At 65.1% G+C, this 26994-nt stretch carries 32 protein-coding genes and 2 tRNA genes; 20 read left to right on the top strand and 14 right to left on the bottom strand.

From position 1 onward, the window contains the following. The first annotated feature begins 9 nt into the window (after positions 1 to 9). From FM104_RS09500 to pknB, 4 genes are all read left to right on the top strand, one after another. Entirely contained in the window at positions 10 to 1362 is a 1353-nt protein-coding gene (locus tag FM104_RS09500; RefSeq protein ID WP_087132127.1) for an FtsW/RodA/SpoVE family cell cycle protein, read from the top strand. Further along, entirely contained in the window at positions 1359 to 2816 is a 1458-nt protein-coding gene (locus tag FM104_RS09495) for a peptidoglycan D,D-transpeptidase FtsI family protein (RefSeq protein ID WP_087131783.1), read from the top strand. Before FM104_RS09500 ends, FM104_RS09495 begins: the two co-directional genes overlap by 4 nt. Further along, entirely contained in the window at positions 2813 to 4564 is a 1752-nt protein-coding gene (locus FM104_RS09490; protein ID WP_087131781.1) for a serine/threonine-protein kinase, read from the top strand. The genes FM104_RS09495 and FM104_RS09490 overlap by 4 nt, the downstream gene beginning before the upstream one ends. A gap of 126 nt (positions 4565 to 4690) precedes the next feature. After that, on the top strand, positions 4691 to 6427 hold the full coding sequence (gene pknB, locus FM104_RS09485; RefSeq protein WP_373407846.1) for a Stk1 family PASTA domain-containing Ser/Thr kinase: 1737 nt from the start codon (positions 4691 to 4693) through the stop codon (positions 6425 to 6427). Positions 6428 to 6481: 54 nt separating this feature from the next. On the opposite strand, the gene FM104_RS09480 is transcribed toward pknB, so the two are convergent. From FM104_RS09480 to FM104_RS09475, 3 genes are read right to left on the bottom strand one after another with little or no spacing between them, the layout of a single operon-like run. Next, on the bottom strand, positions 6482 to 7090 hold the full coding sequence (locus tag FM104_RS09480; RefSeq protein WP_087131776.1) for an anthranilate synthase component II: 609 nt from the start codon (positions 7088 to 7090) through the stop codon (positions 6482 to 6484). Further along, positions 7087 to 7242, bottom strand: a complete 156-nt coding sequence (locus FM104_RS16515; protein WP_179206749.1) for a hypothetical protein — start codon at positions 7240 to 7242, stop codon at positions 7087 to 7089. Before FM104_RS16515 ends, FM104_RS09480 begins: the two co-directional genes overlap by 4 nt. Beyond that, positions 7242 to 8045 (bottom strand): class E sortase, encoded by an 804-nt coding sequence (locus tag FM104_RS09475; RefSeq protein ID WP_087131773.1) that lies wholly within the window; start codon positions 8043 to 8045, stop codon positions 7242 to 7244. The genes FM104_RS16515 and FM104_RS09475 overlap by 1 nt, the downstream gene beginning before the upstream one ends. A 37-nt stretch (positions 8046 to 8082) precedes the next feature. Between FM104_RS09475 and FM104_RS09470 the strand changes: the two genes are divergently transcribed. Further along, on the top strand, positions 8083 to 8319 hold the full coding sequence (locus FM104_RS09470; RefSeq protein ID WP_087132124.1) for a cell division protein CrgA: 237 nt from the start codon (positions 8083 to 8085) through the stop codon (positions 8317 to 8319). A 158-nt stretch (positions 8320 to 8477) separates the two neighbouring features. On the opposite strand, the gene FM104_RS09465 is transcribed toward FM104_RS09470, so the two are convergent. Together FM104_RS09465 and FM104_RS09460 are read right to left on the bottom strand one after the other, a co-directional pair. Then, entirely contained in the window at positions 8478 to 9371 is an 894-nt protein-coding gene (locus FM104_RS09465; protein WP_087131771.1) for a rhomboid family intramembrane serine protease, read from the bottom strand. A gap of 22 nt (positions 9372 to 9393) precedes the next feature. After that, positions 9394 to 9951: a peptidylprolyl isomerase gene (locus FM104_RS09460; RefSeq protein WP_087131768.1), complete on the bottom strand. Its 558-nt coding sequence runs from the start codon at positions 9949 to 9951 to the stop codon at positions 9394 to 9396. A gap of 140 nt (positions 9952 to 10091) precedes the next feature. On the opposite strand from FM104_RS09460, the gene FM104_RS09455 reads away from it, so the two are divergent. Next, positions 10092 to 10592: a DNA helicase gene (locus tag FM104_RS09455; RefSeq protein ID WP_087131765.1), complete on the top strand. Its 501-nt coding sequence runs from the start codon at positions 10092 to 10094 to the stop codon at positions 10590 to 10592. A gap of 137 nt (positions 10593 to 10729) precedes the next feature. Then, positions 10730 to 11167 (top strand): aminoacyl-tRNA deacylase, encoded by a 438-nt coding sequence (locus tag FM104_RS09450; protein WP_087132121.1) that lies wholly within the window; start codon positions 10730 to 10732, stop codon positions 11165 to 11167. 27 nt (positions 11168 to 11194) lie between these two features. Here the strand turns inward: FM104_RS09450 and FM104_RS09445 are convergent, their stop codons facing one another. The 4 genes from FM104_RS09445 to FM104_RS09430 all read right to left on the bottom strand — a co-directional run bounded on the left by FM104_RS09445 (position 11195) and on the right by FM104_RS09430 (position 14642). Continuing rightward, on the bottom strand, positions 11195 to 11623 hold the full coding sequence (locus FM104_RS09445) for an NUDIX hydrolase (RefSeq protein ID WP_087131762.1): 429 nt from the start codon (positions 11621 to 11623) through the stop codon (positions 11195 to 11197). A 31-nt stretch (positions 11624 to 11654) separates the two neighbouring features. Further along, positions 11655 to 12434: a hypothetical protein gene (locus tag FM104_RS09440; RefSeq protein ID WP_087131760.1), complete on the bottom strand. Its 780-nt coding sequence runs from the start codon at positions 12432 to 12434 to the stop codon at positions 11655 to 11657. A 119-nt stretch (positions 12435 to 12553) separates the two neighbouring features. After that, positions 12554 to 13399 carry a universal stress protein gene (locus tag FM104_RS09435; RefSeq protein ID WP_087131757.1) on the bottom strand — a complete coding sequence of 282 codons (846 nt, stop codon included), beginning with the start codon at positions 13397 to 13399 and terminating at the stop codon, positions 12554 to 12556. Between the two features lie 115 nt (positions 13400 to 13514). After that, a complete protein-coding gene (locus FM104_RS09430; RefSeq protein ID WP_087131755.1) occupies positions 13515 to 14642 on the bottom strand; it encodes an aminotransferase class V-fold PLP-dependent enzyme in 1128 nt (375 codons plus the stop codon). Positions 14643 to 14930: 288 nt separating this feature from the next. Between FM104_RS09430 and ectA the strand changes: the two genes are divergently transcribed. The 5 genes from ectA (at position 14931) to FM104_RS09400 (ending at position 19275) form a co-directional block, all read left to right on the top strand. Further along, positions 14931 to 15428 (top strand): diaminobutyrate acetyltransferase, encoded by a 498-nt coding sequence (ectA, locus tag FM104_RS09420; RefSeq protein ID WP_256971597.1) that lies wholly within the window; start codon positions 14931 to 14933, stop codon positions 15426 to 15428. A 74-nt stretch (positions 15429 to 15502) separates the two neighbouring features. Beyond that, the gene (ectB, locus tag FM104_RS09415) at positions 15503 to 16813 is read left to right on the top strand and encodes a diaminobutyrate--2-oxoglutarate transaminase (protein WP_087131749.1); all 1311 of its coding nucleotides are present in this window, start codon (positions 15503 to 15505) and stop codon (positions 16811 to 16813) included. Beyond that, entirely contained in the window at positions 16810 to 17202 is a 393-nt protein-coding gene (locus FM104_RS09410; RefSeq protein ID WP_087131748.1) for an ectoine synthase, read from the top strand. Before ectB ends, FM104_RS09410 begins: the two co-directional genes overlap by 4 nt. A gap of 58 nt (positions 17203 to 17260) precedes the next feature. Continuing rightward, positions 17261 to 18157, top strand: a complete 897-nt coding sequence (gene thpD / locus FM104_RS09405; protein ID WP_087131745.1) for an ectoine hydroxylase — start codon at positions 17261 to 17263, stop codon at positions 18155 to 18157. A 143-nt stretch (positions 18158 to 18300) separates the two neighbouring features. Further along, positions 18301 to 19275, top strand: a complete 975-nt coding sequence (locus tag FM104_RS09400; RefSeq protein ID WP_087131742.1) for an NAD(P)H-quinone oxidoreductase — start codon at positions 18301 to 18303, stop codon at positions 19273 to 19275. A 76-nt stretch (positions 19276 to 19351) separates the two neighbouring features. Here the strand turns inward: FM104_RS09400 and FM104_RS09395 are convergent. Further along, positions 19352 to 19424: transfer RNA gene (locus FM104_RS09395), tRNA-Ala, on the bottom strand. A gap of 201 nt (positions 19425 to 19625) precedes the next feature. Between FM104_RS09395 and FM104_RS09390 the strand changes: the two genes are divergently transcribed. Then, positions 19626 to 20786: a replication initiator gene (locus FM104_RS09390; RefSeq protein WP_373407844.1), complete on the top strand. Its 1161-nt coding sequence runs from the start codon at positions 19626 to 19628 to the stop codon at positions 20784 to 20786. Between the two features lie 297 nt (positions 20787 to 21083). Here the strand turns inward: FM104_RS09390 and FM104_RS09385 are convergent, their stop codons facing one another. Further along, positions 21084 to 21341 carry a DNA cytosine methyltransferase gene (locus FM104_RS09385; RefSeq protein WP_087131736.1) on the bottom strand — a complete coding sequence of 86 codons (258 nt, stop codon included), beginning with the start codon at positions 21339 to 21341 and terminating at the stop codon, positions 21084 to 21086. Between the two features lie 220 nt (positions 21342 to 21561). Further along, complete coding sequence (locus FM104_RS09380) at positions 21562 to 22275, bottom strand: hypothetical protein (RefSeq protein WP_087131733.1); 714 nt, start codon at positions 22273 to 22275, stop codon at positions 21562 to 21564. Positions 22276 to 22406: 131 nt separating this feature from the next. Between FM104_RS09380 and FM104_RS09375 the strand changes: the two genes are divergently transcribed. Further along, positions 22407 to 22691, top strand: a complete 285-nt coding sequence (locus tag FM104_RS09375; RefSeq protein WP_087131730.1) for a helix-turn-helix domain-containing protein — start codon at positions 22407 to 22409, stop codon at positions 22689 to 22691. On the opposite strand, the gene FM104_RS09370 is transcribed toward FM104_RS09375, so the two are convergent. After that, positions 22688 to 23086 carry a helix-turn-helix domain-containing protein gene (locus tag FM104_RS09370; protein WP_087131727.1) on the bottom strand — a complete coding sequence of 133 codons (399 nt, stop codon included), beginning with the start codon at positions 23084 to 23086 and terminating at the stop codon, positions 22688 to 22690. The genes FM104_RS09375 and FM104_RS09370 overlap by 4 nt on opposite strands. Before the next feature lie 181 nt (positions 23087 to 23267). Here FM104_RS09370 and FM104_RS16510 point away from each other — a divergent pair, with 181 nt between their 5' ends. From FM104_RS16510 to FM104_RS09345, 6 genes are all read left to right on the top strand, one after another. Further along, positions 23268 to 23408, top strand: coding sequence for a hypothetical protein (locus FM104_RS16510; protein ID WP_179206748.1), 141 nt, complete (start codon positions 23268 to 23270; stop codon positions 23406 to 23408). 69 nt (positions 23409 to 23477) lie between these two features. Continuing rightward, the gene (locus FM104_RS09360) at positions 23478 to 23804 is read left to right on the top strand and encodes a hypothetical protein (protein WP_087131723.1); all 327 of its coding nucleotides are present in this window, start codon (positions 23478 to 23480) and stop codon (positions 23802 to 23804) included. Positions 23805 to 23807: 3 nt separating this feature from the next. Then, positions 23808 to 25169 (top strand): FtsK/SpoIIIE domain-containing protein, encoded by a 1362-nt coding sequence (locus FM104_RS09355; protein ID WP_143738323.1) that lies wholly within the window; start codon positions 23808 to 23810, stop codon positions 25167 to 25169. Continuing rightward, positions 25166 to 25333 (top strand): hypothetical protein, encoded by a 168-nt coding sequence (locus FM104_RS16505; RefSeq protein ID WP_179206747.1) that lies wholly within the window; start codon positions 25166 to 25168, stop codon positions 25331 to 25333. The genes FM104_RS09355 and FM104_RS16505 overlap by 4 nt, the downstream gene beginning before the upstream one ends. After that, the gene (locus FM104_RS09350; RefSeq protein WP_087131717.1) at positions 25330 to 25545 is read left to right on the top strand and encodes a hypothetical protein; all 216 of its coding nucleotides are present in this window, start codon (positions 25330 to 25332) and stop codon (positions 25543 to 25545) included. Before FM104_RS16505 ends, FM104_RS09350 begins: the two co-directional genes overlap by 4 nt. A gap of 1 nt (position 25546) precedes the next feature. Next, positions 25547 to 26569, top strand: a complete 1023-nt coding sequence (locus FM104_RS09345) for a tyrosine-type recombinase/integrase (RefSeq protein WP_087131714.1) — start codon at positions 25547 to 25549, stop codon at positions 26567 to 26569. A 74-nt stretch (positions 26570 to 26643) separates the two neighbouring features. Here the strand turns inward: FM104_RS09345 and FM104_RS09340 are convergent. After that, positions 26644 to 26720, bottom strand: a tRNA-Ile gene (locus FM104_RS09340). Between the last annotated feature and the right edge of the window lie 274 nt (positions 26721 to 26994).

Below are 26994 nucleotides of genomic sequence, written 5' to 3'. Positions count from 1 at the left end.
ACCAGCGTCATGAAGGCGCTCGCGAAGATCCGGATGCCGCAGAAGCAGCGCAACCGGGAGTTCTGGCTGCTCCTGTTCGCCTGCGCGATCGCCGGCTCCGCCCTGGCACTCGTGCAATTGGGCGCGCTCAAGACGATCGATCCGATGATCCTGCTGATCGGCGGAGGTCTTGCCGTTCTGGTGTTCGCGCTGCACGTGGTGCTGCGCGTGGTCGCATCCGATGCCGATCCGTTCGTGCTGCCCATCGCGACGGTGCTCACCGGCCTCGGCATCGCGATGATCTACCGGATCGACATCGCCGAGAAGCACGTCGGCTGGGCGATGTTCTCGAGCAAGCAGCTGGCGTGGACGGCCATCTCGCTCGCCGGCGCCATCGCCCTGGTCATCGCGCTGCGCAATTACCGTGTGCTGTACCGATACACCTATCTCTTCGGTCTCGCCGGTCTCGTGCTGCTCATTCTGCCGTTCATTCCCGGACTCAAAGCGCGCGGCGCGAACGCCGACGTCTGGGTCTCGATCGGTGGATGGTTCTCGTTCCAGCCGGGCGAACTCGCCAAGATCTGTCTGGCGATCTTCTTCGCCGGCTACCTGGTGCGCACCCGCGAGAGTCTGAGCTCGGTCGGAAAGAAGTTCCTCGGGGTGACCTGGCCGCGCATGCGCGAGCTCGGTCCCGTGCTCGTCGTGTGGCTCCTCTCGCTGCTCATCATCGTGCTGCAGCGCGACCTCGGCACCGGCATGCTCATCTTCGGCATGTTCATCGCGATGCTCTACATCGCCACCGGCAAGACCAGCTGGGTTCTCATCGGCCTTGTCGGCGTGGGCGCCGGTGTCTTCCTCGCCACCCGCATCCTCGCCTATGTGCAGCACCGATTCACGAACTGGCTCGATGCCTTCAACCCCGACGTCATCGCGGCGAACGGCGGCAGCTTCCAGCTCGTCGAGGGCATCTTCGGCCTCGCGCATGGCGGACTGATCGGCACCGGCCTTGGCCAGGGTCGCCCGCAGATCACGCCTCTCGCCCACAGCGACTACATCATTCCCAGCCTCGGCGAAGAGCTCGGAATCGTCGGCCTGTTCGCCATCCTCTGCCTCTACATGGTGTTCATCAGCCGCGGCCTGCGCATCGGCCTGGCCGGGCAGGACGACTTCGGAAAGCTCCTCTCCACCGGCCTGTCCTTCACCATCGCCCTGCAGGTGTTCATCATGGTGGGCGGCGTCACCCGGGTGATCCCGCTGACCGGACTGACCACGCCCTTCCTCGCCGCCGGCGGCTCGTCTCTCGTCGCCAACTGGCTCATCGTCGCGCTGCTGCTGCGCATCAGCGATGGCGTGCGCCGCCAACCCCGGGTGGTGATCGGATGACGAAAGAACTCCGCCGTCTGAGCTTCGTGATCCTCGCGATGTTCGTCTCGCTGTTCGTGGCCTCCAGCTGGATTCAGGTGGTCGACGCCGACAACCTCGCCCAGAACCCCGCCAACACGCGCACCAGGCTCGACAGCTACCAGATCCAGCGCGGTTCGATCATCGTCGATGACACGGCGATCGCGACATCGATCCCCGCGAGCGATCGCTACCAGTACCAGCGCGTGTACTCGGATGCGGAGATGTGGGCCCCCGTCACCGGATACTTCAACCCCGCCCTGCAGTCATCGACCGGTATTGAGAATGCGTTCAATGCCGATCTGTCGGGAACCGGCTCGAATGCGTTCTTCAGCGAGATCGAGCGCATCTTCTCCGGCCAGTCGGCCCAGGGGCTGAGCGTCAAGCTCACCCTCGATGCCAAGGCCCAGCGCGCCGCCTGGGAGGGTCTGCAGGGTCTGCAGGGCGCGGTCGTCGCCATCGAGCCGGCCACGGGCCGCATCCTCGCGATGGCCTCGACGCCCGGTTTCGACACCAACACGCTCGCCTCGCACGACACCGTCGCCGTGGATGCTGAGCATGACCGGCTCGCTGCCGACCCGAGGAAGCCGCTGTACAACCGCGCCATCGCCGGCAACCTCAACCCACCCGGATCGACCTTCAAGGTCGTCGTGGCGGCGGCCGCCCTGGCATCCGGCGATTGGACGCTCGACTCCACGCTTCCGAATCCCGCGCGCTATGCCCTCCCGGACACGATCGGACGAGAGGTCTCGAACGCGTGGGGCGGGACCTGCGGTGATGGCAAGACGACGACGCTCGCCCAAGCGCTGAAGCTCAGCTGCAACATTCCGATGGCCGAGCTCGCCGTCGAGCTCGGTGACGACGCGATCCGCGAGACGGCCGAGAAGTTCGGGTTCAACACCGATTTCGAGATCCCGCTCGCGGTCACTCCTTCGTCATACCCCGAGGGCCTCGATGCGCCGCAGACGGCGCTCAGCGGTTTCGGGCAGGGAAAGGTCACCGCGACGCCGCTGCAGATGGCGATGGTGTCGGCGGGAGTGGGCAATGGCGGGGCGGTGATGAAGCCGCGAATGGCGGATGCCGTGATCGGTGACGACTTCGCCGTGCACAAGCAGTTCACCGACGAGGCATTCGAGCAGGTGCTCGATGCCGAGCAGGCTCGGGCGCTCACCGCGGTTCTCGTCGAGGGCGTCGAATCCGGCGCGGCGACGGGTGCAAGAATAGACGGCGTCGATGTCGCTGGAAAGACAGGGACAGCGGAGAACGGCGGCAAGCCGTACACGCTGTGGTTCACAGGTTTCGCGCCGGCGGAGAATCCGACCGTCGCGGTAGCAGTCGTCGTCGAAGACGGCGGTGGTAAGGGTCAATCGGGTTCCGGAAATGCCATTGCGGCTCCCATTGCAAAAAAGGTCATAGAGGCGGTGCTGGGCAAATGAGGCCGACGCAGGGTGTGTCGTTCGGAGGACGCTACGAGCTGCAGTCGCGGATTGCGATCGGCGGCATGGGCGAGGTGTGGGAGGCGACGGATCACGTCATCGGACGCACCGTCGCCATCAAGATCCTCAAGGACGAGTACATGGGCGACCCCGGGTTCCTCGAGCGCTTCCGCGCCGAAGCCCGTCACGCCGCGCTCGTCAACCACGAGGGCATCGCCAGCGTGTTCGACTACGGCGAGGAGAACGGCTCGGCCTTCCTCGTCATGGAACTCGTGCCGGGCGAGGCCCTGTCTACGATCCTCGAGCGCGATGGCGAACTCGGATCCGACAAGACGCTCGACATCGTCGCGCAGACAGCATCCGCTCTGCAGGCCGCGCACGCTGCCGGTCTCGTGCACCGTGACATCAAGCCCGGCAACCTGCTGATCACCCCTGATGGCCGGGTGAAGATCACCGACTTCGGCATCGCGCGCATCGCCGACCAGGTGCCGCTCACCGCCACCGGTCAGGTCATGGGCACCGTGCAGTACCTGTCGCCCGAGCAGGCATCCGGCCACGCAGCATCCCCCGCGACCGACGTCTACTCGCTCGGCATCGTCGCCTACGAGTGCCTCGCTGGCCGGCGTCCGTTCACCGGTGAGTCGCAGGTCGCGATCGCGATGGCGCAGATCAACGAGCAGCCCCCGCCGCTCGCGGCCACCGTGCCGGTTCCGGTGCAGAACCTTGTCATGGCGATGATCGCCAAGAAGCCCGCGGATCGTCCCTCATCCGCGGCGACCGTCTCCCGCGCCGCGCAGGCGCTGCGCCGCGGCGACCTGAACTCTGCGGCGATCGCGGTACCCGCCATCGCGGGGGTCGGCGTGGGCGATGCCGACGATGCCACCCGCATGCTCACCGGGATGGATGAATCCACCCGCATCATGCCGACCACCGCGCAGCTGCCGACCGAGCAGCCTGCTGAAGACGCCCCCGACAACGGAAAGAAGAAGCGCAGCCCGTGGACCTGGCCGCTGATCGCGCTGATCGTGCTGCTGGTGCTGGTGCTGGGCGGCACGCTGTTCGCGATGCTGAACAACGGGCAGGGCGACGACGAGCCCACGGCGACGTCGACCGAGACGACCACTGCCCCGACACCTGAGGAGACCGAGACCGAGGCGCCGCCTGAGAAGGTCGACGTCGGAGCCCTCGGCCTGGAGGGCCTCACCTGCGACGCGGCGAAGGCCGCGGCGGAAGCGGCCGAGCTCACCGCCACCTGTGAGACCGGGAATACCGCCGCGCAGAACGAGGATCAGGCCGGCACCGTGCAGAGCGTGACGCCCAGCGGCATGGCCGAGGTGGGCACTGAGCTGACACTCACACTGTTCGCCGACATGGTCACCGTTGAACAGCCGTCCTCAGCACCGAAGATCCCCGGCACGCTGACCGAGGGCCAGGAGGCGACCGTCAACTGGGACACCTACGTCTGCCCGTCGGGAACCGACCCGCTGAGCTCATACGAGGTGACGCTGACGAACGCGACCTTCACAAAGCCCGACGGCTCGTCGGCGAAGGTTCTGAGCTTCGGCGCCGGTCAGAATTCGGCAGTGCTCATCGTCGACGAAGGCTCGGCGGGCAAGACCGTGACGGCGACCTACCGCGCTTTCTGCGGCGACCGCGCCTCGGGCATGTCCGGTTCCGGCACCTCCACCTCGATCCAGCCGGCTGCACCGGATCCCAGCAGCGAAGAAGAAGAGCCTCCCGCCGAGTAATCAGCTTGCGCCAGGTAATCTGGCAGCAGGGAAAGAGTGACATCTAAGGGGAGACGGGACGTGTCGACAGAACCGCGCATCCTCGCTGATCGTTACCGCGTCCACGAGGTCATCGGTCAGGGTGGCATGGCCAAAGTGCACCGCGGCTATGACCTGACCCTCGGCCGCGAAGTCGCGATCAAGATCCTCGACCCCGAGCTCGCGCGGGACATGGCCTTCCGCACCCGATTCCGGCTCGAAGCACAGGCGGCATCGCGCATGTCGCATCCGTCGATCGTTCGCGTCTTCGATGCAGGTGACCCGGCGCTCCCGACCAGATCCGGCCCTTCGATCCCCACGCCCCCCTCCGGCCAGCGCTCCGCGCTGCCCGGAGCCTCCGGGGCGCGTGGGCCCGGCTCAGGGACCCAGGGCGGCTCAGCGGCCCAAGGCGGGGCAGAGCCGTACATCGTCATGGAGCTCGTGCACGGCACGCTGCTGAAGGACATCATCGCTGAGGGCCCGATGAAGGTTGAAGATGCCACGCGCTACGCGGACGGCATCCTCGAGGCGCTCGACTACTCGCATCGTGCCGGTGTCGTGCACCGCGACATCAAACCGGGCAACGTGATGGTCACCGACAGCGGCCAGGTCAAGGTGATGGACTTCGGCATCGCCCGTGCCGTCTCCGACTCATCGTCGACGGTCGCCGAAACCACCCAGATCATCGGCACGGCGGCCTACTTCTCACCCGAGCAGGCCAAGGGCGAGTCAGTGGACGCGCGCACAGATCTCTACTCGGCTGGCGTCGTGCTCTACGAGATGCTGACCGGCCGCCAGCCGTTCCGTGGTGATTCACCGGTCGCCGTCGCGTATCAGCACGTGAGCGAGACGCCGGTGCCGCCCACCGAGGTCGACGAAGAACTGCCTCGGGCGCTGGATGCCATCGTGCTGCGCGCTCTCGCAAAAGACCCGTACCAGCGCTTCCCCGATGCCGGTTCCTTCCGTGCCGCGCTGAAGAACGCCTCGGCGGGCCACACGCCCAGCAAACGAGACATCGGCGCGCTCACCAGCGAACTGTACGGCGCCAACCCGCGTCACGCCCAGGAGACCGCTCGGTCGCTGCGTCAGCTGAGCACCGACACCACGATGACGCGCACGCAGTCGGGGCCTCCCGTCGCGTGGATCTGGGCGGGCGTCGCCCTCCTGGCCGTGCTGCTGATCTCGGTGCTGTTCTGGGTCGTCAGCTTCACGATGCGACCGGCTGAGGTGCCCAGCGCCTCGGTGACGGTGCCGAACCTCGTCGATATGACCTCCGGCGATGCCGAGAAGGCGCTCAAGGAAGTCGGGCTGGTGCCCGATCTTCGCGACGAGGCCAGCACCGACTTCCTGGAAGATCACGTAATCCGCTCCACGCCGACCAGCGGAGCCAAGCTCAATAAGGGCACGTCGATCATCGTCTACGTGTCGACCGGCTCCGACACCGTCGCGATGCCGGTGATCGTCGGGATCTCGCAGGATGCGGCGAAGAAGGCACTGACGGATGTCGGACTCCAACTCGGCACCATCCGCGAGGAGAACGATCCGGATGCTGCCGCGGGAATCGTTCTGCAGGCCAGTCAGGAAGCCGAGGCAGAGCTGGCCCCCGGGCAGGTCGTGAATCTCGTGGTCGCGAACGGCCGGGTCACGATCGAGGACATGACCGGCTGGACCCTGGATGCCGCCACCAAGCAGCTCGAGAACTTGAAGCTGACGGCGACGCCGGTCGAGATCGGCGAGTGCTCAGACGGCCAGGTTCCGGGAGCGGTGCTGTCGATGTCAGCGGCGCCGGGCGAGGTGCCGATCCACTCGACCGTCGAACTGCGTCACTGCACAGCGCCGGAGTGATCGCCACGTACTGAGAGGGCGGGCTCGCTGAGAGGTCGGGCTCGGCCGATCGGCTCAGCTCGCCGAACGCAGCCAGTTGCCCAGCATCCGGTGCCCGCTCTCGGTGAGCACGCTCTCGGGGTGGAACTGCACGCCGACGATCGGCAGACTCCTGTGGGCGATGCCCATGATGGTGCCGTGCTCAGCGCGCGCCGTGATCCGCAATTCGGCCGGGAAGTCCGTTTCGGCGAGCGCGAGCGAGTGGTAGCGGGCGGCGGCGAACGGCGAGCGGATGCCGTCGAACACCCCCGTGCCTTCGTGCTCGACCTGCGACACCATGCCGTGCATCAGCTCCGGAGCCTGGGTGACGACGGCACCGAAGGCCTCGCCGATGGCCTGGTGACCGAGACAGACGCCCAGCAGCGGCATCCGCAACTCTGCCGCGGACCGCACGACGTCGATGGACGCACCGGCGTCGGATGGGGTGCCCGGCCCCGGCGAGATCATCACGGCGTCGTGCTGCCGCAGCCGGTTCGCCAGGCTCAGCGGTCCACCGGCAGACACCTCATCGAGCAGGGCGTCGGCCTCGATCATCGTCACCTCGGCGTCGAGTTCGCGAAGGTAGCCGATCAGGGTGTGCACGAAGCTGTCGTGGTTATCGACGACGAGAACGCGCCGCGTCATTCCAGGTCGACTTCTTCGGGGGAGATGAACGGGCTGATCCAGGGGAATACGTAGAAGTAGAGGGCGTAGAGCGTCGCCGCGATGAGCACCAGCAGAATCAGCAGACGCACCCACCAAGGGCCGGGCAGCAGGCGCCAGAAAGCGGCGTACATCAGCGGACTCCTTCGGCAGAGGGCGGGGCGACGTCGACACGGTCGAGGGATGCCGGTGGGCCTTCGGCGCGCGGCTGGAAGCCCTCGAACACACCGTAGGCGACGATGCGTTCCGCCAGCGAGTACAGCGGTGAGCAGGCGGTCAGCGTGATGTAGCGCTCGTCGGTGTGCAACTCGGGCATCTGCGGCACATCGAGGAGCACATCGACTGCGGTCGGCTTCACGTACTCCAGGGTGCGGAACCGATAGGTGTACCAGCCCTCAGGGGTCTCGACCACGATGGCGTCATTGATCTTGAGCTTGTCGATCTTGTTGAACGGCTTGCCCCAGGTGGTGCGGTGAGCGGCAACGGCGAAGTTGCCGGCCTCGCCCGGCATCTTCGAGTTCTCGTAGACCCCGATGCCGATGTGGTCGAGCGTGCGCGCACGGCTCGTGCCCCCGGCGATGTCCTTGATGTAGTCGTCGCCGAAGCGCGGCACCCGCATGACGGCGAAGCGCTCGGCATCTGCCGGATGCGCGAGAAGCGGCGGCTCGTAGTGCGGCGCGCCCTCGCCATCGTCGATCAGCGGAGGCGGCTCGGGGACGGGGGCCGACTCCCACGCCTGCACGGTTTCGGCGCCTTCGGCATTCTTCTGCGCGTCGATGATGATGTCGCCGATCCACATCTGCCACGACACGAAGAGCAGCACCAGCACCCCGGCGGTGAGCAGAAGCTCGCCCAGCACGCTGGTGAACGTCGCTCGAGAGCGACGGCGCGGGGACTTCGCGCGTCGCGATCGTCGGGTCGACGCGAGCTCATGCATGAGGGGAAGTCTATTCGCCCAAGCTAGACTGATGGACATGGCACGATCTCGCGTACCCGAAGAACCCGTCGACCGCCCGGAGGGCGATGACGCCCCCAATGCCGTGTGGTTCAAGCCGGTCATGGTCGGCTTCATGCTGCTCGGGCTCGCCTGGATCCTGGTCTACTACATCTCCGGTTCCCTTTACCCGATTCCAGGGCTGCAGGGCTGGAACCTCGGCATCGGGCTCGGCATCGCGCTGATCGGGTTCCTGATGACCACTCGCTGGCGCTGACCAGCATCCGCTCTCTTCTTCGAAGGCCTCTCGCATAGCGAGGGGCCTTCTTCGTCTTCAAGCATCCGTGCGAAGTTATCCACAGGTCTGTCCACAGCCTGGGGAGAATTACACCGTTGTTATTCACAGGGCGGGATAACCCTGTTAACAACTCCTGATCAGGACGTGATGAGAATCGGCGGCACCACGGCGACGATGACGATCAGCAAGGCAGTCAGTGCGATCAGCAGCGCGATCTGCCAGATGCGCTGCTCGCGCCTGCGGGTGCGGGTGTAGATGAAGGCGATCACCGCGCCTACGATCGCACCGCCGAGGTGGGCCTGCCAGGCGATGCCGCCGATGACGAAGCCCAGGGCGAAGTTGATCCCCAGGATGACGAGGATGCCGGTGACGTTGGCGCCGATGTGCCGGCCGACGATCAGCAGTGCGGCCATCATGCCGAAGATCGCGCCCGATGCGCCGACGGTCGCGGCGGTCGGGTCGATGACGGCGACGGCGACGGAGCCGCCCAGGCCACTGATGAGGTACAGCGCGAGGTAGCGCGCGCGGCCCAGCATGGGTTCGAGCCCCTGACCCAGCAGCCACAGCGCGAGCATGTTCAGCGCGAGATGGATGAATCCGCCATGCACGAAGACCGCGGTCAGCAAGCGCCACGGCTCGAACGGATAGGGCGAGAGGTCGGGATACAGGTAGGCGGCGGCGAACAGCATCCGGCTGGTGATGGCATCGCCGATCCCGCCGGGCAGCAGCTGCAGCAGACCGATCGCCGAGGTCACCGCAAGCAGGGTGTAGGTGACGACCGGCTTGCCCCGGCGCGCGATCGTGGCGGTGCCCGAAGCACCGCCCCACCGGCGCTGCGCCCGTTTCTGGGCGGGAGACTGCGCCTTGCGGTCAGCCTTCATGCATTCGGGGCAGATGACTCCCACGGCCGCCTGGGTCTGGCAGGCGGGACAGATGGTGCGCATGCAGCGCTGGCAGAGCACGAAGCTCTGCCGATCCGGATGCCGGTAGCAGAAATTCTCACGATTGCTCGTGAATTCAGGAGTCGTCATCCGGATCGGCCAGAGGAGATCGTCAGTTGGCGACGATGTCGACGGACTGCAGCACGACGGGCTCGACCGGGCGGTCGCCGGCGGCGGTGGGCACAGCGGCGATGGCGTCGACGACGGCCTTCGAGTCTGCATCGGCGACTTCGCCGAAGATGGTGTGCTTGCCCTGCAGCCACGGAGTCGGGTCGGTCGTGATGAAGAACTGCGAGCCGTTGGTGCCCTCGGCCTGACCGGTGATGGAGTTGCGGCGCAGGCCGGCGTTGGCCATCGCCAGGATGTAGGGCTCGTTGAAGTTCAGCTCGGGGTGGATCTCGTCATTGAAGTTGTATCCGGGTCCGCCGACACCCTGGCCGAGCGGGTCGCCGCCCTGGATCATGAAGTTCGGGATGATGCGGTGGAAGATGACGTCCTTGTACAGCGCACCCTCGCCGGGCTTGCCGGTTTCCGGGTGGGTCCATTCCTTGGAGCCATCGGAGAGACCGACGAAGTTCGCGACGGTGTTCGGGGCGTGGTCGCCGAAAAGGTTGATGACGATGTCACCGTGGTTGGTGTGCAGAGTTGCGACATGAGAAGCGGTAGGCATACTGTCATTCTTTCAGAGCGGGCTTTGTGCCGGTGACGGTTTCTCGCGAGGCGAAACCGGATTTCGCGCATCACTGCCCGCACTCAGTCTCGTCTGGCAAGATGATTCGTTAACGGACTCCGACCGACAGGGAGAGCAACGTGAACCTCAGCAGGAAGCGCAAGAAGGAACTGCGTCAGCTTCAGGACAACGCAGGACGACTCTGGGAATCGCAGCAGGTGCTCGTCGGCCACGCCGCTGACATCGCCCGCGAAGCAGGTCGCCAGCTCGGCAACTTCAACCGGGAGCAGGTCTTCCCGGTAGTGGCGGACTCGTACGAGCGCCGCATCGCGCCGACCGTCGACCGCGGTCTGAAGATCGGCAAGCACGTCGTCGACGACAAGGTCGTCCCCATCGTGGGTGGTGTCGTGGGCACCGCGCTCTCCGCGTGGGATGTTGCGAACAACAAGCGCTATGAGCTCGGCATCGGCACGCGTCCGACGCCGGTCGCGAAGAAGAAGGGCATGGGCCTCGGCTCGGTCATCGCGATCGTTCTCGGTGCCACCGCTGCGATCGGAGTCGTCGTAGCCGCCTGGCAGACCCTCCGCGCTGATGACGAGCTCTGGGTTGCAGACGACCCGCTTTCGCCGCCCAACGCGTGAGCAGCGCCCCTCGGGGCCCTCAGCCGGGCGCAGAAGCCCCCGATACTCCCGACGGCGCGAAGCGCCCTCGGGAGTTCGGCGTAGAGCCTCCAGGGCTTGGTCGAGTGCGCTCGGCAGCATCCGCTCGTGGACTCGACATCGAGTTCCGTGCGCGTCCCGAAGCACGCAGCCTTGCAGAGGCCGCGGCGTTGCTTGGTCTACAGCCGTCCGACATCGTGAAGACCCTGGTGGTCAAGCGTCCTTCGGCCAGTTCGGAGGACCCGCAGTTCCTCTTCGCGCTTGTTCCAGGCGGTCGATTGATCGCCTGGCCGAAGCTGCGCGCCATCGTGGGTGTGAACAAGCTGCGATTGCCTGAGCCGGAGCTGGCGTTCGTTGCCACCGGTTACGAGCGCGGCACGATCGTGCCGATCGGCAGCAGCACCGACTGGCCGATGTACGCCGATGAGACGATCGTCGGTCGCCGCATCGCGATGGGCGCGGGTGCGCACGGCTACAGTCTCTTCACGGATGCCGATGAGCTGATCCGCGCCTACGGCGCTACCGTCGCCGATATCTCCGTTCCGGAAAAATCCTGAATCGAACGACGCCTGAGCGGGTGGCGGTCAGAGGATTCCCGCCATGCCCAGCGCGATGTCGACGAGTTTCACCCGCTGCAGCTTGGCGATCTCCTCCAGCGTGAACCAGCCGGCCTTGTCGGTCGAACCGTTGGTCTCGAAACGCAGCTGCCCACCGGTGACGTGCGCGCGGTAGACGATGCGGATCGTGTGCAGCGGTGATCCCGAATGACCACGGTGCACGCGGCGCGAAGCGGGAATCACTCGGGAGTGGATGCCGAGCAGCGCACTCGTCTCGATGGTGAAGCCGGTCTCCTCGATGAGTTCGCGGCGCACAGCATCCTCGGGATCCTCGCCGTCTTCGAGGCCGCCGCCGGGCATCGTCCAGGCCGTCTTGCGGCCCTCGATCCATCTGGCCAGCAAGATGCGGTCATCGTCATCGGTGACGACTCCGTATGCCGCGACGCGCAGGTCCATGGATTCACAGTAGCGCCATGGCCGCCGCGGGTCAGCCGACGGGGTCGATCGTGACGGGGGAGCCCAGGTCGAAGAAGGTTGTGCGGAAGTTGCTGTCGAGGCCGCGGTAGGCGACGTCGGCTTCGATGGCGACCGGCACAGCCTGCTCGGTGAACCAGATCGTCAGATCCTGCGCCTGAACGTCACCGGCGGTGATGGGCGCGGGGCTGGCGACCGGGTAGGCGTTGACTGTCGAACCGTCCCCGAGGGTGATCGTCTGCGGTTCGCCGACCGGCCACATGCCGCCGGTGTTGATCAGTGCAGCGGAGATCGATGGGTTGGCGATGATCTCCCAGAGCTCTGCGCGCGTAGCATCCGCCGGGTTCATGGTGTCACTGCCCGCGTCGACGCGGACCGCACCGTCACCACGCTCAATCCAGGTCTGGCGGCCGGTGTAGGTGATGTCGAAGGTGTCGCCGTCGGCGGTGACGGTGCCGGCGTACGAGTAGTCGTCGTCGGCGTAGGTGAATGACACGTCGCCCTCGAGTTCGTCGCCTTCGATGGACTGGCGGCCCGAGCCGTAGCCGTCGAGGACGACAACCGCGCACTGTGCGACAGATGGGCCATCGATCGAGACCCCTGGCTGCAGTGCGAGGACCATGCACTCATCGGGCATGACGTAGTCATCAGCGGCTGGTTCCTGCTCAGCGGGCTCCTGCTGCGGCGTGGTCTGCTCGACGGTCTTCTGCGGATCCGACGTGGCCGGGCTGCATCCTGCGAGCAGCAGAACGCCGGCAACCGCGCCGATGATGGCAACATGAATCTTCGACACGGTTTCCCCCTCAGCGGTACGCCGTGTGCGCACCGTCTACGAACTTAGCAGCGCCAAAGGCCGGCCATCGGCCGACAGCGACGCAGCGCGAGACAAGGCCGCCGCCGCGGCTGCTGGCTTCAGCGAACGACGGCGGTGACCGTCGCCAACCGCTGCAGCACCTCGTGGCTGATGGAGCCCAGCAGGAATCGGCGCACCGCACCGCGCCCACGGCTGCCGACGACGGCGAGGTGAGCGCCCTCCGCCAACTCGTTGATGATGCCGGACGGGAAGCCTTCGGCGACCGCCATCTCGATCTCCAGGTCGGGGTAGCGACTGCGCAATCCCGCAATCGACTGCGCGAGCACTTCGCGAGCGTTCTGCTCCATGGCGTCGCGGTACGTCTGAGGCGTGACCATGAATGAATTGCGCGGCGCCGCGATCGGCGTCCACACGATGACCGCAGTCAGGGGCTGACCCAGTCGATCCGCTTCCGCGGCCGCAAAAGCGATCGCCTTCTCTGAGACCGAAGAGCCGTCTACGCCGACGACGACACCGCTGCGCTCGTCGACTGCATCGAAGTCGGGAACGACGACGACAGGACATTCGGCAGCGGCAGCGATGCGGATGCCGTGAGCGCCTCGAGCGGGGCCCTGCCCGGCGCCGCGGTAGTCGCTGCCGATGACCAGCATCGCGGCGCTCTTGGAGGCGTCGATGAGCATGTCGACCGGATTGCCGCGCTCGACTTGGACCGTGACGGTGAGCCGGTCGGCCGCGATCCGGGCTGCTTCACCGTCGAGGAGCTTCTGCGTCGCCGCCGACGCATCCTCGAGCACGCTGCCCTCGCCGACCGCCCCGACTGCGCCGCCCACGACGCCGATCAGCTCCAGGTCGTATCCGCGGGCGATGGCTCGTGCGGCAGCCCAGTCGACGGCGCGGCGGCTGGCCGACGCCTCGGTGACTCCAACGACGATCTTCTCAGTCATATCCGGCTCCATCCGTCTGGGCTCTCAACTCTAGTGACGAGGCGATGCGGTCACGCAGCGATGCGCCGGGTAAATCAGGGCATTGCCCGCGACGGTCGATGCAGCGGCAGCATCCTCAATCCATTGCGTCGAGCGCGGCCTCGAGCCGAGCGACGGTGCCGTCGACATCAGCGAGTTTGTCGAGGCCGAACAGGCCGAGCCGGAACGTCGAGAAGGCGTCGGGCTCATCGCAGTGCAGCGGAACTCCGGCAGCGATCTGCAGTCCCTGCTCCTTGAAGCGCGCGCCGGTGCGCAGCCCGGGGTCGTCGGTGTGCACCACGACGACGCTCGGTGCGGCGAATCCTGCCGCCGCAACCGAGGGGAGACCCCGCGCGGCGAGCAACTCGCGCACCCGGTCGCCGAGTTCGATCTGGGCATCGCGCAGGTCCGCGAACCCGCGGTCCTGGGTCTCGATCATCTGGGCCAGGTTGTGCACGATCGAGTCGGTCGGCATCGTCGCGTGATAGGTCGCCGTGCCGTCGCGGTACGCATCGGAGATCGCGAGCCAGCGGCCCAGATCAAGAGCGAAACTCGTCGGCGTCGTGGATGCCACGGCAGCCCGCCCACGCTCGCTGAGCATGACGTACCCGACTCCCGGCGTGCCGCTCCACCCCTTCTGCGGGGCGCTGATCAGCACATCGACATCCAGCATCCGCATGTCAACCCACATCGCACCGGATGCGATGCAGTCGAGCACGAGCACACCGCCTACCTCGTGAACGGCGTCGGCGAGAGAGCGGATGTAGTCATCGGGCAGCAGGATGCCGGCCGCGGTCTCGACGTGCGGCGCGAAGACGACCTCGGGGCGTCGCGCGCGGATCGCGGCGACGACGTCGTCGATCGGGGCCGGATGCCAGGCAGCCTGGGCGCTGTCGTCTTCGGGGCGGGCCTGGCAGACGGTGACGTCGGTGGCAATGTCACCGGCTTCGAGGATCTGCGACCAGCGGTAGGAGAAGAGGCCGTTGCGGACGATCAGCGCACGGCGATTGGTGGCGAGGTGGCGGGCAACGGATTCCATCGCGTAGGTGCCACCGCCGTTGATGATCATCGCGCTGTCGGCGCTGTACGCCTCGCAGAGGATGCCCAGACTCTGCTGCATCACATCGACGAAGCGCGCCGACATGTGGTTCAGCGATCGATCGGTGAACACCACCGAGTATTCGAGGAGGCCGTCGGGGTCGATGTCGGCGTGGGGGAGGCTCATGCTCCCAGGATGCCATCGCAAAGGCAAAGCGACCAGCATTTTTCGCTTCGCGGAAGCCTGTGGAGAGGCTCCGAAGGGCGTCGTCAACTTGAGGTCATTCGCCGTGCATGACAGTGTGGAAGACAGACCGAAGCTGTTCCGCCAGCCAAGTTGGATGTTGATACCCGTGATTTCGATGCCTTTTCTCGCCGCCATTCAGGACGGTGAATTGCCCTGACTTTCGACGGCTCCAGCCAGCCGAGAAGGTCATCGAAAGCCGCGCATACCGATGTGCGGTCGGGTCCGACAGTGCTCATTCGACCGCCCCGCGTCGATGAGGGAATCGCGATGTGGCGCATCGCCCGCGACTCGCAGACACTCGATCTGAACTCGTCGTACGCGTACGTCCTGTACGCGCACGATTTCGCTGACACCTGCCGACTCGCGATCGTCGACGGCGTTCCCGCCGGGTTCGTGCTCGGCTACCGACGGCCCGCAGATCGCTCCTGTCTCTTCGTCTGGCAGGTCGCGGTCGACGCCGACTTCCGCGGCCTGGGGCTCGCCGGACGGATGCTGGACGATCTGATCCACGATGACTCGGTCGACGGCGCGGTCAAGACTCTGCACACCACGATCACTGACGACAACGTCGCTTCGCAGCGCACGTTCCGCAGTCTGGCAAAACGCTGGGGCGACGCCCCCGTCACTGTGAACGCACTTTTCGAGAGCGAGCACCTGAGCCTTTCGGGGCCGGATGCTGAGCTCCACGATCCTGAACGGCTCTACGAGATCGGTCCGCCGGCGTAGCCCGTTTGCCATCCGCCCTTGCGGGCGGCGTGCACTCCCCTGCACGACAACTACAAGGAGGAGAAAAACTCCCGATGGATATTTTCACTGAGCTGGAATCCGAAGTCCGCAGCTACTCGCGCTCCTGGCCAGTCGTCTTCAACAAGGCCGTGGGCACGACGATGTACGACGAAGCCGGCAACGAATACCTGGACTTCTTCTCGGGCGCAGGCGCGCTGAACTACGGGCACAACAACCCGCAGCTGAAGAAGGCTCTGCTGGACTACCTCTCCGGTGACGGCATCATGCACTCGCTGGACATGTTCACCTCGGCCCGCCGCGATTTCCTCGAGGCGTTCGATGAGGTCATCCTGAAGCCCCGCAAGCTCGACTACAAGCTCGTCTTCCCCGGTCCCGGTGGAGCCAACGCCGTCGAGGCCGCGCTGAAGCTCGCTCGCAAGGTCACCGGACGCGAGTCGGTCGTCAACTTCACGAATGCCTTCCATGGCATGACGCTGGGCGCCCTCTCTGTCACGGGCAACTCGCTCAAGCGCGGTGGCGCCGGTGTGCCGCTGGTGCACGCGACGCCGATGCCGTACGACGACTACTTCGACGGCGACTACCCCGACTTCTTCTACTTCGAGCGGCTGCTGGAAGACTCCGGCAGCGGGCTGAACCTGCCCGCCGCGGTGATCGTGGAGACCGTGCAGGGCGAGGGTGGCATCAACGCCGCGCGCGTCGAGTGGCTGCGTCAGCTCTCCGAACTGTGCAAGAAGCACGAGATGCTGCTGATCATCGATGACGTGCAGATGGGCTGCGGCCGCACGGGCGACTTCTTCAGCTTCGAAGAGGCCGGCATCGTGCCCGACATCGTCTGCCTGTCGAAGTCGATCAGCGGCTACGGCATCCCGATGGCACTGACCCTGATCAAGCCGGAACTCGACATCTGGCAGCCCGGCGAGCACAACGGCACTTTCCGCGGCATCAGCCCCGCGTTCGTCACCGGCGCCGAGGCGCTTCGCCGCTACTGGTCAGACGACGAGCTGCGCGACGCGACGATCGCCAAGGGCCTGCGCGTCGAGAGCTGGTTCAACACGATCGCTGCGCACTACCCGGAGCACAAGCTGTTCGCGAAGGGCCGCGGCCTCGCGCGCGGACTGCAGTTCCCCTCCGGTGAGCTCGCGGATGCTGTCTGCAAGGCGGCCTTCGAGCGCGGCCTGCTCATGGAGACGTCTGGTCCCGAGGGCGAGGTCATGAAGATCCTTCCCGCGCTGACCATCACGGATGCTGAGCTTGACCGGGGACTTCGCATCATCGACGAGTCCGTGCGAGCCGTCCTCGGCGAGCCCGAAGCCAACGACACCGCAGACCTGAACGCCGAGAACATGGAGAACGCACCCGCATGATCGTCCGCACCATCAATGAGATCACCGACACCGACGCCGACATCAAGAGCGAGAACTGGCGCAGCAAGCGCATCGTTCTCGCCAAGGAGCAGGTGGGCTTCTCGGTGCACGAGACCACCCTGTACGCCGGCACTGTGAACCGGTTCTGGTACGCGAACCACATCGAGGCGGTCTTCATCGTCGAGGGCGAGGGAGAGATCACCGACCTCGCCACCGGCGAGACGCACCAGCTCGCACCCGGGTCGCTGTACCTGCTGAACAACAACGACAAGCACGAGGTGCGCCCGCGCACGCAGATGCGCACCGTGTGCGTGTTCAACCCCCCCATCACCGGACGCGAGGTGCACGACGAGAACGGGGTCTACCCGCTCGTCACCGAAGGCGTGTGACGCGAAAGCCCACGCATCCGATACAGAATCCGCGCATCGCGAGACAGGAGTAAAGAGCATGACCATCACGACGACCGCAGAGGACCTGTTCCCGACCCGGTTGGCGACACCCAGCGATTTCATCGAGCGCACCCAGCCCGCAGTGTGGGGCAGTGCCGATGACGGGCCGTTCTCGGCATCCGAGCTGGAGGCTCACGAGCAGCGCGGCTTCACCATCCTCGACGACTTCATCTCGGCTGAGAGCGTCGCGCTCTACTCCCGTGAGCTCGACCGCCTCGCCGGAGATGAGTCGCTGCGCGATGACCCGCGGATGATCACCGAGCGGACCACCGGCACGGTGCGCTCGGTGTTCGAGGTCGAGAAGCTCAGTGATGTGCTCAGCGCGCTCGCCCGGGACCCCCAGGTGATCGACCGTGCGCGTCAGATCGTGGGTTCGGACGTGTATCTGCACCAGACGCGTATCAACTACATGCCCAGCTTCACCGGAACCGGGTTCTACTGGCACTCCGACTTCGAGACCTGGCACGCCGAGGACGGCATGCCGATCCCGCGGTCGGTGAGCCTGTCGATCGCACTGACCGACAACTACCCGTACAACGGCGGGCTGATGGTGATGCCCGGGTCGCACCGCACGTTCGTGCCGGCTGTCGGCGAGACGCCGGACAACAACCACGAGCAGTCGCTGCAGTCGCAGGAGGCCGGCGTGCCGAGCCATGCCGCCATCACCGCGATGGCCGAGAAGTACGGCATCGACCAGTTCACCGGTGCCGCCGGCTCGGCGCTGTGGTTCGACTCGAACATCATGCACGGATCGGGCAACAACATCACCCCGTACTCGCGCTCGAACGTCTTCATGGTGTTCAACAGCGTCGAGAACGCACTGGGCGATCCGTATGCGGCGAGGTCACCGCGCCCGATGCACATCGCGAACCGCGACTTCACGCCGCTGCGGTAGCGGCGACGTGCGCACGCCTGCTTCGCGCGCTCGATAGATGGAAAATGTCGGTTAGACCCTCGGTTTACCGACATTTTCCATCTATCATCGGTGGGCGCGGGCGCGGCGGGGGGAAGCGCCAGCGCCGAGCGAAGGAGAGTCTCATGCCCGCAGTTGTCTTCACCGGATCAGGCGGCAACGAGGTCGTCGCTTTCGTCGAACGAGCCGATCCCGCACCGGGCGCGGACGAGGTGCTGATCAAGGTCCGCTACGCCGGACTCAATCATGCCGACCTGGGCCAGCGCCGGGGGACCTACCCCGCACCTGCGGGAACCGTCGCCGACATTCCCGGTCTCGAAGTGGCAGGAACAGTCTTGGCGATCGGCGACCACGTCGATGAGTGGCGCGTCGGTGACCGCGTGATGGGGCTCATCGGCGGGGGTGGTCTGGCCGATCGCGTGGTCACCCATCGACGACACCTCGTCAGAATCCCCGACTCAATCGACGACCGCAGCGCCGCGGCATTCCCCGAGGCATTCGCCACCGCGCACGACGCCATCCGCAGTCAGGCGCAGCTGCGCATGGGCGAAACCCTGCTGGTGCAAGGGGCGAACGGCGGCGTCGGCAGCGCGGCCATCCAGATCGCGGTCGCCGCCGGAGCACGAGCCATCGGCACCAGCCGCTCGGCAGATGGACGAGCGTTCGTGGATTCGCTGGGCGGCGAGGGCATCAGCCCGACGGGTTGTGTCGACGAGATCCAGCGGCTTGCTGGCGGCGCTGGTGTAGATGTCGTGCTCGAGCTCGTGGGAGCGCCCAATATTCCGAATGACATCGAGATGCTGCGCACCGACGGACGAATCGTCGTCATCGGCATCGGTGCCGGTTCCCATGCCGATCTTCCGCTCGGTCTTCTCCTCACCAAGCGCGCCACGATACGCGCGAGCGGTCTGCGGTACCGCAATATCGAGGAGAAGGCGCTCGTGATGCGCAATCTCGAACGCGAGGTACTTCCTCATCTCTCACGCGGAAGCCTCGTCACCAGCATCGACCACGTCTTTTCGGCAGCCGACGTGCAGGCGGCCTTCGACCACCTTGAAAACGGCTCCAAGAGGGGTAAGGTCCTGATCGAGTTCGCCTGATGTCGCGATCCGGGCGCGGTAGGAAAGCAAGAAGACCCCGCCGAGGCGGGGTCTTCTTCACTGTCTCAACACAGTGTGGAGCCTAGGAGATTCGAACTCCTGACATCCTGCTTGCAAAGCAGGCGCTCTACCAACTGAGCTAAGGCCCCGAACGGTGCGAACACCGCGGGATTTCCGTTGAACGGAGTGGGGCTACCAGGACTTGAACCTGGGACCTCTTCATTATCAGCGAAGAGGTAGCCCAACTCGACTAGTGTACCCGCGTCGTTCCGCGGGTGCAAAACGTGTCCAGTGTGCGGCGCGGCGGCGTTCGTGCCCTGGCTGGGCAAGTTGCGGGCAACTGCCGACTCATGACTGACCCGGACTTCAAGGAAGACGTCCGCGACGCGCTCCGAGCGCACATCTGCACTCATCTCTACGAGGTTGAGCCTGGTCAGTTCGTGCGTTGCCAGTCTCGACGGGCGGCAGTGTGCCCCTCGTGCGCGGGTCTCTACCGCGGCGATTGGGAGCGGATCGCGCGATCGGGCATCTATGACACAGACGGGCAACCGGTCACCGGGTATCGATACCTTTTCATCACCCTCTCCGCGCCGTCGTTCGGGAGGGTACATCGCGTGCCGAAGCCCTGGGATGAGACCCGGCGCCCGTGCCGATGTGGGGTGACGCACACCCCGGACGAAGTCGAGCTGCGAGGTATGCCGATCGATCTCGACGACTACGAATATGAGGGCCAGGTGCGGTGGCATGGCGCACTCGGGCGTTTGTGGCGGTCCTCCGTGGTGGCGATGCGTCGGCGCTGCGCAGATGCGGAGTACTTCGCCGTTCGGGAAGTGCAGGCTCGGATGGCGCTGCATCTCCATGTCGTCGTGCGCGTACCCGCATGGTCAAAAGTTGACGCCGAGACGATGGGGATTGCCGCTCGCTCGGCTGCTGCAACTCATCCAGTGACGGGCGAACTCGTCCAGTGGGGCAAGCACGGTGTCCAGGATCGCGAGATTCAGGCAGGCCCGTCAGACACGGAAGGCGTGACTCCCGATTTGTCACGCGCTGCGGCTCGCATCGTGTCCTACGTGGGCAAGGCTCTCGGATACTCGTTGAAGGACGTCATCCCGGGATCGTCGAATGCCGAAAGATGCGCGCCCGAGCGCATCGCATTCCTGTACCGTCTTCGCGCTGCTGCAAGACAAACGGTTCGGTGCCCGGACTGTCCCGAGAGCGGCCCCGGACAGTGCGACCGACGCGCTCATGACAACTTAGGCTATGGCGGGCACGTCGTTACCGTTTCGCGCCCATCGGAGAACCGTGAAGGGTGGTCGCTGTCGCATCTCACTCGCAAGCGGCTGCGGGAAGAGCGCAGGGCGTGGATGGCGGCGAACCGTCCGGACGACGTCGGCGGTGTGAGTGCCGGGGACATCAAGCTTTCCAAATGGCTGAGGATCTGGCTCGAACGGCACGGTGCGCGTCGTGCGCGGAGGACATGGGAGGCACAGCAGTACGCGCGCGCACCGTAGGGGAGCGATGGGCGAACGGGTCGGCGGAGAGATACTGTCGGCCCTCTTCGGCGTATCCAGAGTCAAAGGCAAGGGCCGCGTGCGGCCTGCGGCAGCCCCGTCACGAGTGAGAAGTGTCGGTTCGCATCCTGGAATATGCTCTGCAACCGTGCGACCGGGTACTGGGGCGGCGTGGACCGGCCGGAGGCCGCACGCCGCGCCGCCCCAGTACCCCGAGCGGCCGCGTAAGCGGCCGCCTTTATTCCTGTGAAGCGTTTTCGGACGCTCCCCGGGAAGCCGACTGACTGAACTCGTCGATCAGGCGAGCACAAGTTCCCGCTCGTTCTCCGTCTCGGCCAGCGCGGCAGTGTCTGCGAGGAGCGTGTTCGCGACAGTTGCCGCAACCTCGTACGCAAGCTTCGGAGGAACCGCGTTACCAATCTGCCTGAATCGAGCCGACTGCGCGCCTTGCCACGGCACATCGTTCGGGAATGTCTGGATCGCAGCGGCTTCCTCGACAGTGATCCTCCGCAGTCGCGCCTCAGCCGGGACCGCAGACAACGCAGGCTTGCTCATCGGTCGTGCCTACTCTGCTTCAACTCCCGCTGACCGCATCGCTGCCTTCGAGCTGCACGTCGTGGATCAACTCAACAACAGCACTGTGCGCGAATCCGTCCGCGAAAAGCTCCGAGAATTCATCACGTCCGAGTCGTAGAGAACGCTGAGATCGAGTAGGCCTTACGGTCTCTTCGGCATATCCAACCCGTCGCCCACGTTGATTCGCCGCGTTCGCCGATCAGTTGGTCTGGTCCTTGTCCGCACAGAGGTTGAAATCGCACGGAACCCCGTTGTTCGTGTAGAGCGTGACGGGCCGCGTTTTTCCGTGCACGGTAACGTACGTGAACTTGTATGAGGGGTAGACGCCGCCGGAGAGCTTCGGATCGAGTTCGTTGTTGCGCTCGTCCCCGAAGAACAAGTACTGAACGCTGTTATCGACCATTTCATTCACAAAGTACGTTTCGCCCTGAATTTCGTTGTTGTACTCGACTGGTCCCGAGAGGTAGGAAAGGTAGTCTTCCACGCCGAGCGCGGAACCGATCACGTCGGTGTAGTCCCCGCTGTAACCGGAGACATCGGAGTCACCCAGGTACTCCCGTGTCGCAGTCAGCGCGGCGAGCATGCGCGCCTTCGTCTCCTCATCGCCCTGCGCGATGTTGGCAAGATAGTTCGCTTCGTAAGTCAACTTGCACTCTGCAAGCTCCAGGTCTCCGCAGTCGACGCCAAGCGCTTCCTGCCAGACCTCGAGAACCTCTGGCGCATCGCCGATGTTCACCCACGCGTCGCCGTCGACGAAACCGTTCTCCGTGATGCTACGTTCGCCACTCGTCGCGCTCTGACCGTCGGAAACAAGCGCGTCTTGACCGATCACCACGTCATCACCACACGCGGCAAGCGAGAACGTCAGCGTGCCAAGAAGGAAACCTACGGTGATAATCCTCGCGCTCTTCACGCCTTGCCCCCTGAATGATCTTGTGTATGTCACCACTGAGGGTGACAATCTCCGTCACCCAGCCACGACTGTCTCAAAAGCTGCATGCTCTAACATACACGTCGCGGACACACCTTCCAGAGGCTGGATAGGTGACCCGTCTCGCCGTCCCACCTGCATGGGCGTCCTATGCCCAGCAGATCGGCGTGCGGCTCCACGCCACCCGCATCGAAGCGGGCATCAGTCAGGAACAACTCGCGGCACGCGCGGGCATCACGCGCTCGACATATGCGCAGCTGGAGAAGGGGCTCACTCGCCCCGACGTCGCGGCGAACCCAACGCTGTTCACGCTTATCGCCCTCTGTCAGGTGCTCGGCGTCTCTTTGCACGATATCGTCCCGGAGGACGCACCAGAGGTCGCAGCCTGGTCCGGCTAAGTTGACTCGCTCGGTCGAACTCCGTCGTCGTCGTCCCACTCCGGGGCCATAGCGTCTGTCGATAGCGGCTTGTGCCACCAGCGATAGGTGGTGTCGGGGTTCACTCCGAGATCAGCGGCGGCTTCCTTCATGGTGAGACCTTCGGCTCGCATGGCGAATTCTGCGGCCAGGTGCGCGAGGTCGTCCATCTGCGCCCGCCCAAGTCGTGCCGCGCGCAGCAAGGCGACAATGCGGTCATGCTTGGTCGCTTCTGAGTCCTCGAAGACCTTGTTCACGCCGTCAAGCGTCCGCTGGACCTTGTCGAGATAAGGCTCCAGTTCATTCGCGCTCCCTGCGTCGCGTGCCGGATAGGTACGGCTGTCGTCGTACTCGGGCTGCTTGCGGGGTCTTGCCATGCCGCCACCTTATCGGATCATCCCGATAACCCCGGCGCCAATCGTGCCGCGGAACAGTTCTTTGGATAGTCCGATAACTCTGCTACAGTCGGAGCGTTCGGAGGTTTTCCGGATGATCCGATAACAAACTGGAGGCTCGATGCGCGACACCAACCCCCCTGAAAACTCGAACGATCTACCCATGCCACGCGAGGCCAAGTTCCTGCGCAAGCAGCGCCGCAAGCTGCGCAACGGCACGCTGCGAACCGAACGCCGAGCGTACCTCGATGAGCACCTGCCCGGCTGGGACTCCGTCGAACTCGACCGGATCCTCGGCATCTGAACACCGGTCTGGCCTGATCCCGAGCGGTCAGGCCAGACCGCACCACCACACGCAAACAAAGGAGAACCCATGTTCCGCATCCACCCCGACGAAGAAGTACGCGCCCTCTCGGTCGAGCCGAAACTCGTCAACATACAGACCGGCGAGCAGAAGATCGATCGAGACACATCCTTGCCTCTATGGACCGTGACCGCGCTCCATCAGCCCAGCGACGGCAGCCGCCCAAAACTGGTGAAGGTGACCGTCCCGAGCAAGTCCGAGCCGGACTTCACTCCGATGTTCGCCGGATTCGACCGGCTTGAAGTGGACGAGTACTCGATCAAACGAGACGGCGGCGGGCTGTCGAACGCCGGCCTCTGGTTTCGCGCCGCCAGTCTTATCGAGCTGGAGGGTTGAACCGTGTTCGCCACAGTCATTCGCGGCATTGGAGTTGCGCTCACCGCGACCGCGGCAACCCTTGCCTGGCTGCTGGTCGCGGTGGTCACCGTCATTTCCGCACCAGACCATCGCGCGGCATCACTATGGACGATCGGTATCGTTACGCTGCTTTGTGCTTCCGCGACCTGGCTGCGTCCGCTCCGCCATTGGCTGCCGATCTGGGCTGACGTTATCCGAATACGCACACGCCGAACTCGGCAGCGGCGACGTGTGCGCGGCTACCTCGTCGCACGCGATCTCGGGCTGATCCCGAGAGCCGATGACGAAGAAGCCTTGCTGCGTAGACCCCACCGATTACCTGTCGTAGATTTCACCAGAAACGACGCGGACGCTCGTCTGGAAGTCGAGCAGCAATCGGCTATTGCAACGGACAACACGATCCTGAATCGCGCTGTCGCCTACGCACCGACAATCTCGATGTCCTCCGAGTTCGTCTCGGTGTCGCGCCCCTCCCCTGGCGCAGTCACCGTGACCTGGCTGGCCGAAGCGCCGGAGGATCCGCTCCGTGAACCCGTGACGTTCCGCCCGTTCCCCCTGAGCGATCCCGCAGCGCCCGCCTGCATCGGCGTAACGGAGAACGGCGATAGCTTCCGTCTCCAGGTGTTCAACCGGCAGACCCTGCTCCTCGGTGCGACCGGCAGCGGGAAATCGTCAATTCTGTGGAGCACGCTCGCGCAGATGGCGCCCTATATTCACACGGGTCTGATCTCAGCTCACGCCATAGATCTCAAAGGCGGGGTCGAGGCCGAACCGGGGAGAAAGCTGTTCAGAGAGGTCGCGTATGACTATGGCGCTGCGCAGGCGATGATTGCTCGCCTTGCGGACCGCATGACAACACGGCTCGCCTACATGCGCGAAAGCGGACTGCGGAAGCACATCCCGACGACGGCTGAACCGCTGGAACTGCTCGTGATCGATGAGGCCGCTGCACTTGCTTACAGCGCACCGGATCGGAAGAGCGCCGAGCAATTGAACGCCAATCTTAAGCTCATGCTCTCCCAGGGGCGGGCAGCCGGATACGCGATCCTAGCGGCTCTCCAAGACCCTCGGAAAGAATCGCTCGCAACGCGCGACCTCTACTCCCAGACCGTCGCGCTGAGGTTCCGTACACGCGACGATGCGATATTGGCGCTCGGCACCTCCGCCTACGAGGCAGGCGCGCATGCCGAGCGGATCGCCCAAAGTCAACCTGGCACGGGTTACGTGATCGACGGCGACTCCGGTGATCTTGTTCGCTTCCGCGCGTTCTGGATAGAGGACGAGGTCATTCGACATATCGCGCAGACCTATGCGGCGCCTTCGGAAGTGGCGGCAAAAAAATGAACCTCAACGAGTTAGAAGCCGTCGTCCTGCGAGCAGAGCGTGCCGGAATCGTCAAGTCCATGACCGGCACCTGGACCCCCGAGGACGACGCCCAGCTTGCAGACCTATACGCACTGCGCCGCGAGCAGCGAACGCGCACGCACCAGGCAGGAGTGCGGCAATGAGCGAGATCACAAGACAGGTCTATACAGAAACGGAGGTCGGGCAGTTGCTCGGGCTACATCGGACTACGGTTCGCGCCCAGGCGCTGCAAGCGGAAACCGCACTCGGTCAATGCGTCATCTACCTGACACCGACGAAACGCGTGTATCCCCGCGCGGCGATCCATCGTCTGATCGGTCTCATCAACACGAACGACGCGGGGAAGGTGGCCTGACATGGGCGTGTTCAACACACCGAGCGGGCGCTATCTCGCCGATCCGAAGTACCGGGGGCAGCGGGGCAAGGCGCGCACCTTCGACACTAAGCGCGAGGCACTGGACTACATCCACCAGCAGCGCGCTTACATGGCCGGTGGCTACGACCCTCGTTCGGGGAAGCGATCGCTCGACGGCGTGATGCGCGACTGGCTGGCCGAGCGCAAGGGGATCGTGAGTCCCGCGACCTATGACACCGACGGCTACATGATCGCCTGGGTACCTGAGCGATTCCGCACCCTCCCCGTCGGCGAGATTCGCCCGGCAACCGTCGAGGCAATGCTCAACGAACTCGCGCGTGCGGGACGAGCGCAGTCCAGTATCGAGAGAGCACGCGGCACCTGGTCGGAGTTCTTCGCGTGGGCTGCTCGCCAAGGCATGATCGCCGCGTCCCCGATGGTCGGCGTCCGGACGCCGAAGACAGGCAAGCGTCGGCGCGAGATGAGGCCGTGGACGCGAACTGAGCTAGACCGGCAGTTGGGAGTCTGGCGAAACCTGAACCCGGCAGCAGCGGCAACCATGCACTTCCTCGCGCTCACCGGAGTGCGTTTCGGAGAGGCACGAGCGCTGAGAGTTCGTCACGTCGAGACCACTCCGACACTGATGCGGCTCCGCGTCGAGCGCTCCCGTTCGGAGGGCCGCGAGGAGAAGGAGACCAAGAGCGGACGGTCGCGGAACGTTCCGATAGCAATGGAGCTGCGCGATTGGGTGCAGTCCCGCACCGAGGGAAGGTCTGCCGATGACCTGCTCATGCCGCCGATGCACGCCGGGCGCATCAAGGCCCAGCTCAACTGGGAGGAGACGGCGGGCGGTCGAAGTATCCATCAGGCGCGGCACACCGCGATCTGTCTTTGGCTCGCTGCCGGGGTCTCGGTCGAGAAGGTGCAAGCGTGGGCAGGTCACTCCAGCATCGTCACGACGAACCGCTACGTGACCTACCTCGGTCAAGACGATGAAGACGAGATTGCGAAGGTCGGTCGATGAGCGTTCGGGCAACTTTCGGGCAAGTGCCGAATGTGACGAAGGCCAAGCGAAGAACCGCTTGGCCTTGTGTCTCTTGGTGGGGCTACCAGGACTTGAACCTGGGACCTCTTCATTATCAGTGAAGCGCTCTAACCACCTGAGCTATAGCCCCGTCAACCTCCAAGACTTTACCGGATTCAGCGGGCAAATGACTAATCGAGCGAGCGGCCTTTCGCCGGGTACGCGCACCCGGTGGGTGACGCGCCCCGGATCAGTCCTGGTCTAGGGTGACGTTGCCGGCAGTGACTCGCGCGGTGACGCGGTTGCCGCTGCTGGGATCTTCGCGAAGACTGCTGTTCAACGACCCCGCAGAAACGTCTCGGCGCAGGTCGTACGCGCCCTCCGGCAGCGTCAGTGACAGATTGCCGGCTGACACCTCGATCTTC

This window comes from Microbacterium esteraromaticum (assembly GCF_900163815.1).
Lineage (GTDB): Bacteria > Actinomycetota > Actinomycetes > Actinomycetales > Microbacteriaceae > Microbacterium > Microbacterium esteraromaticum_B.
The sequence above is the reverse complement of the archived record's forward strand: the minus strand, read 5'-3'. Positions and strand labels throughout refer to the sequence as shown.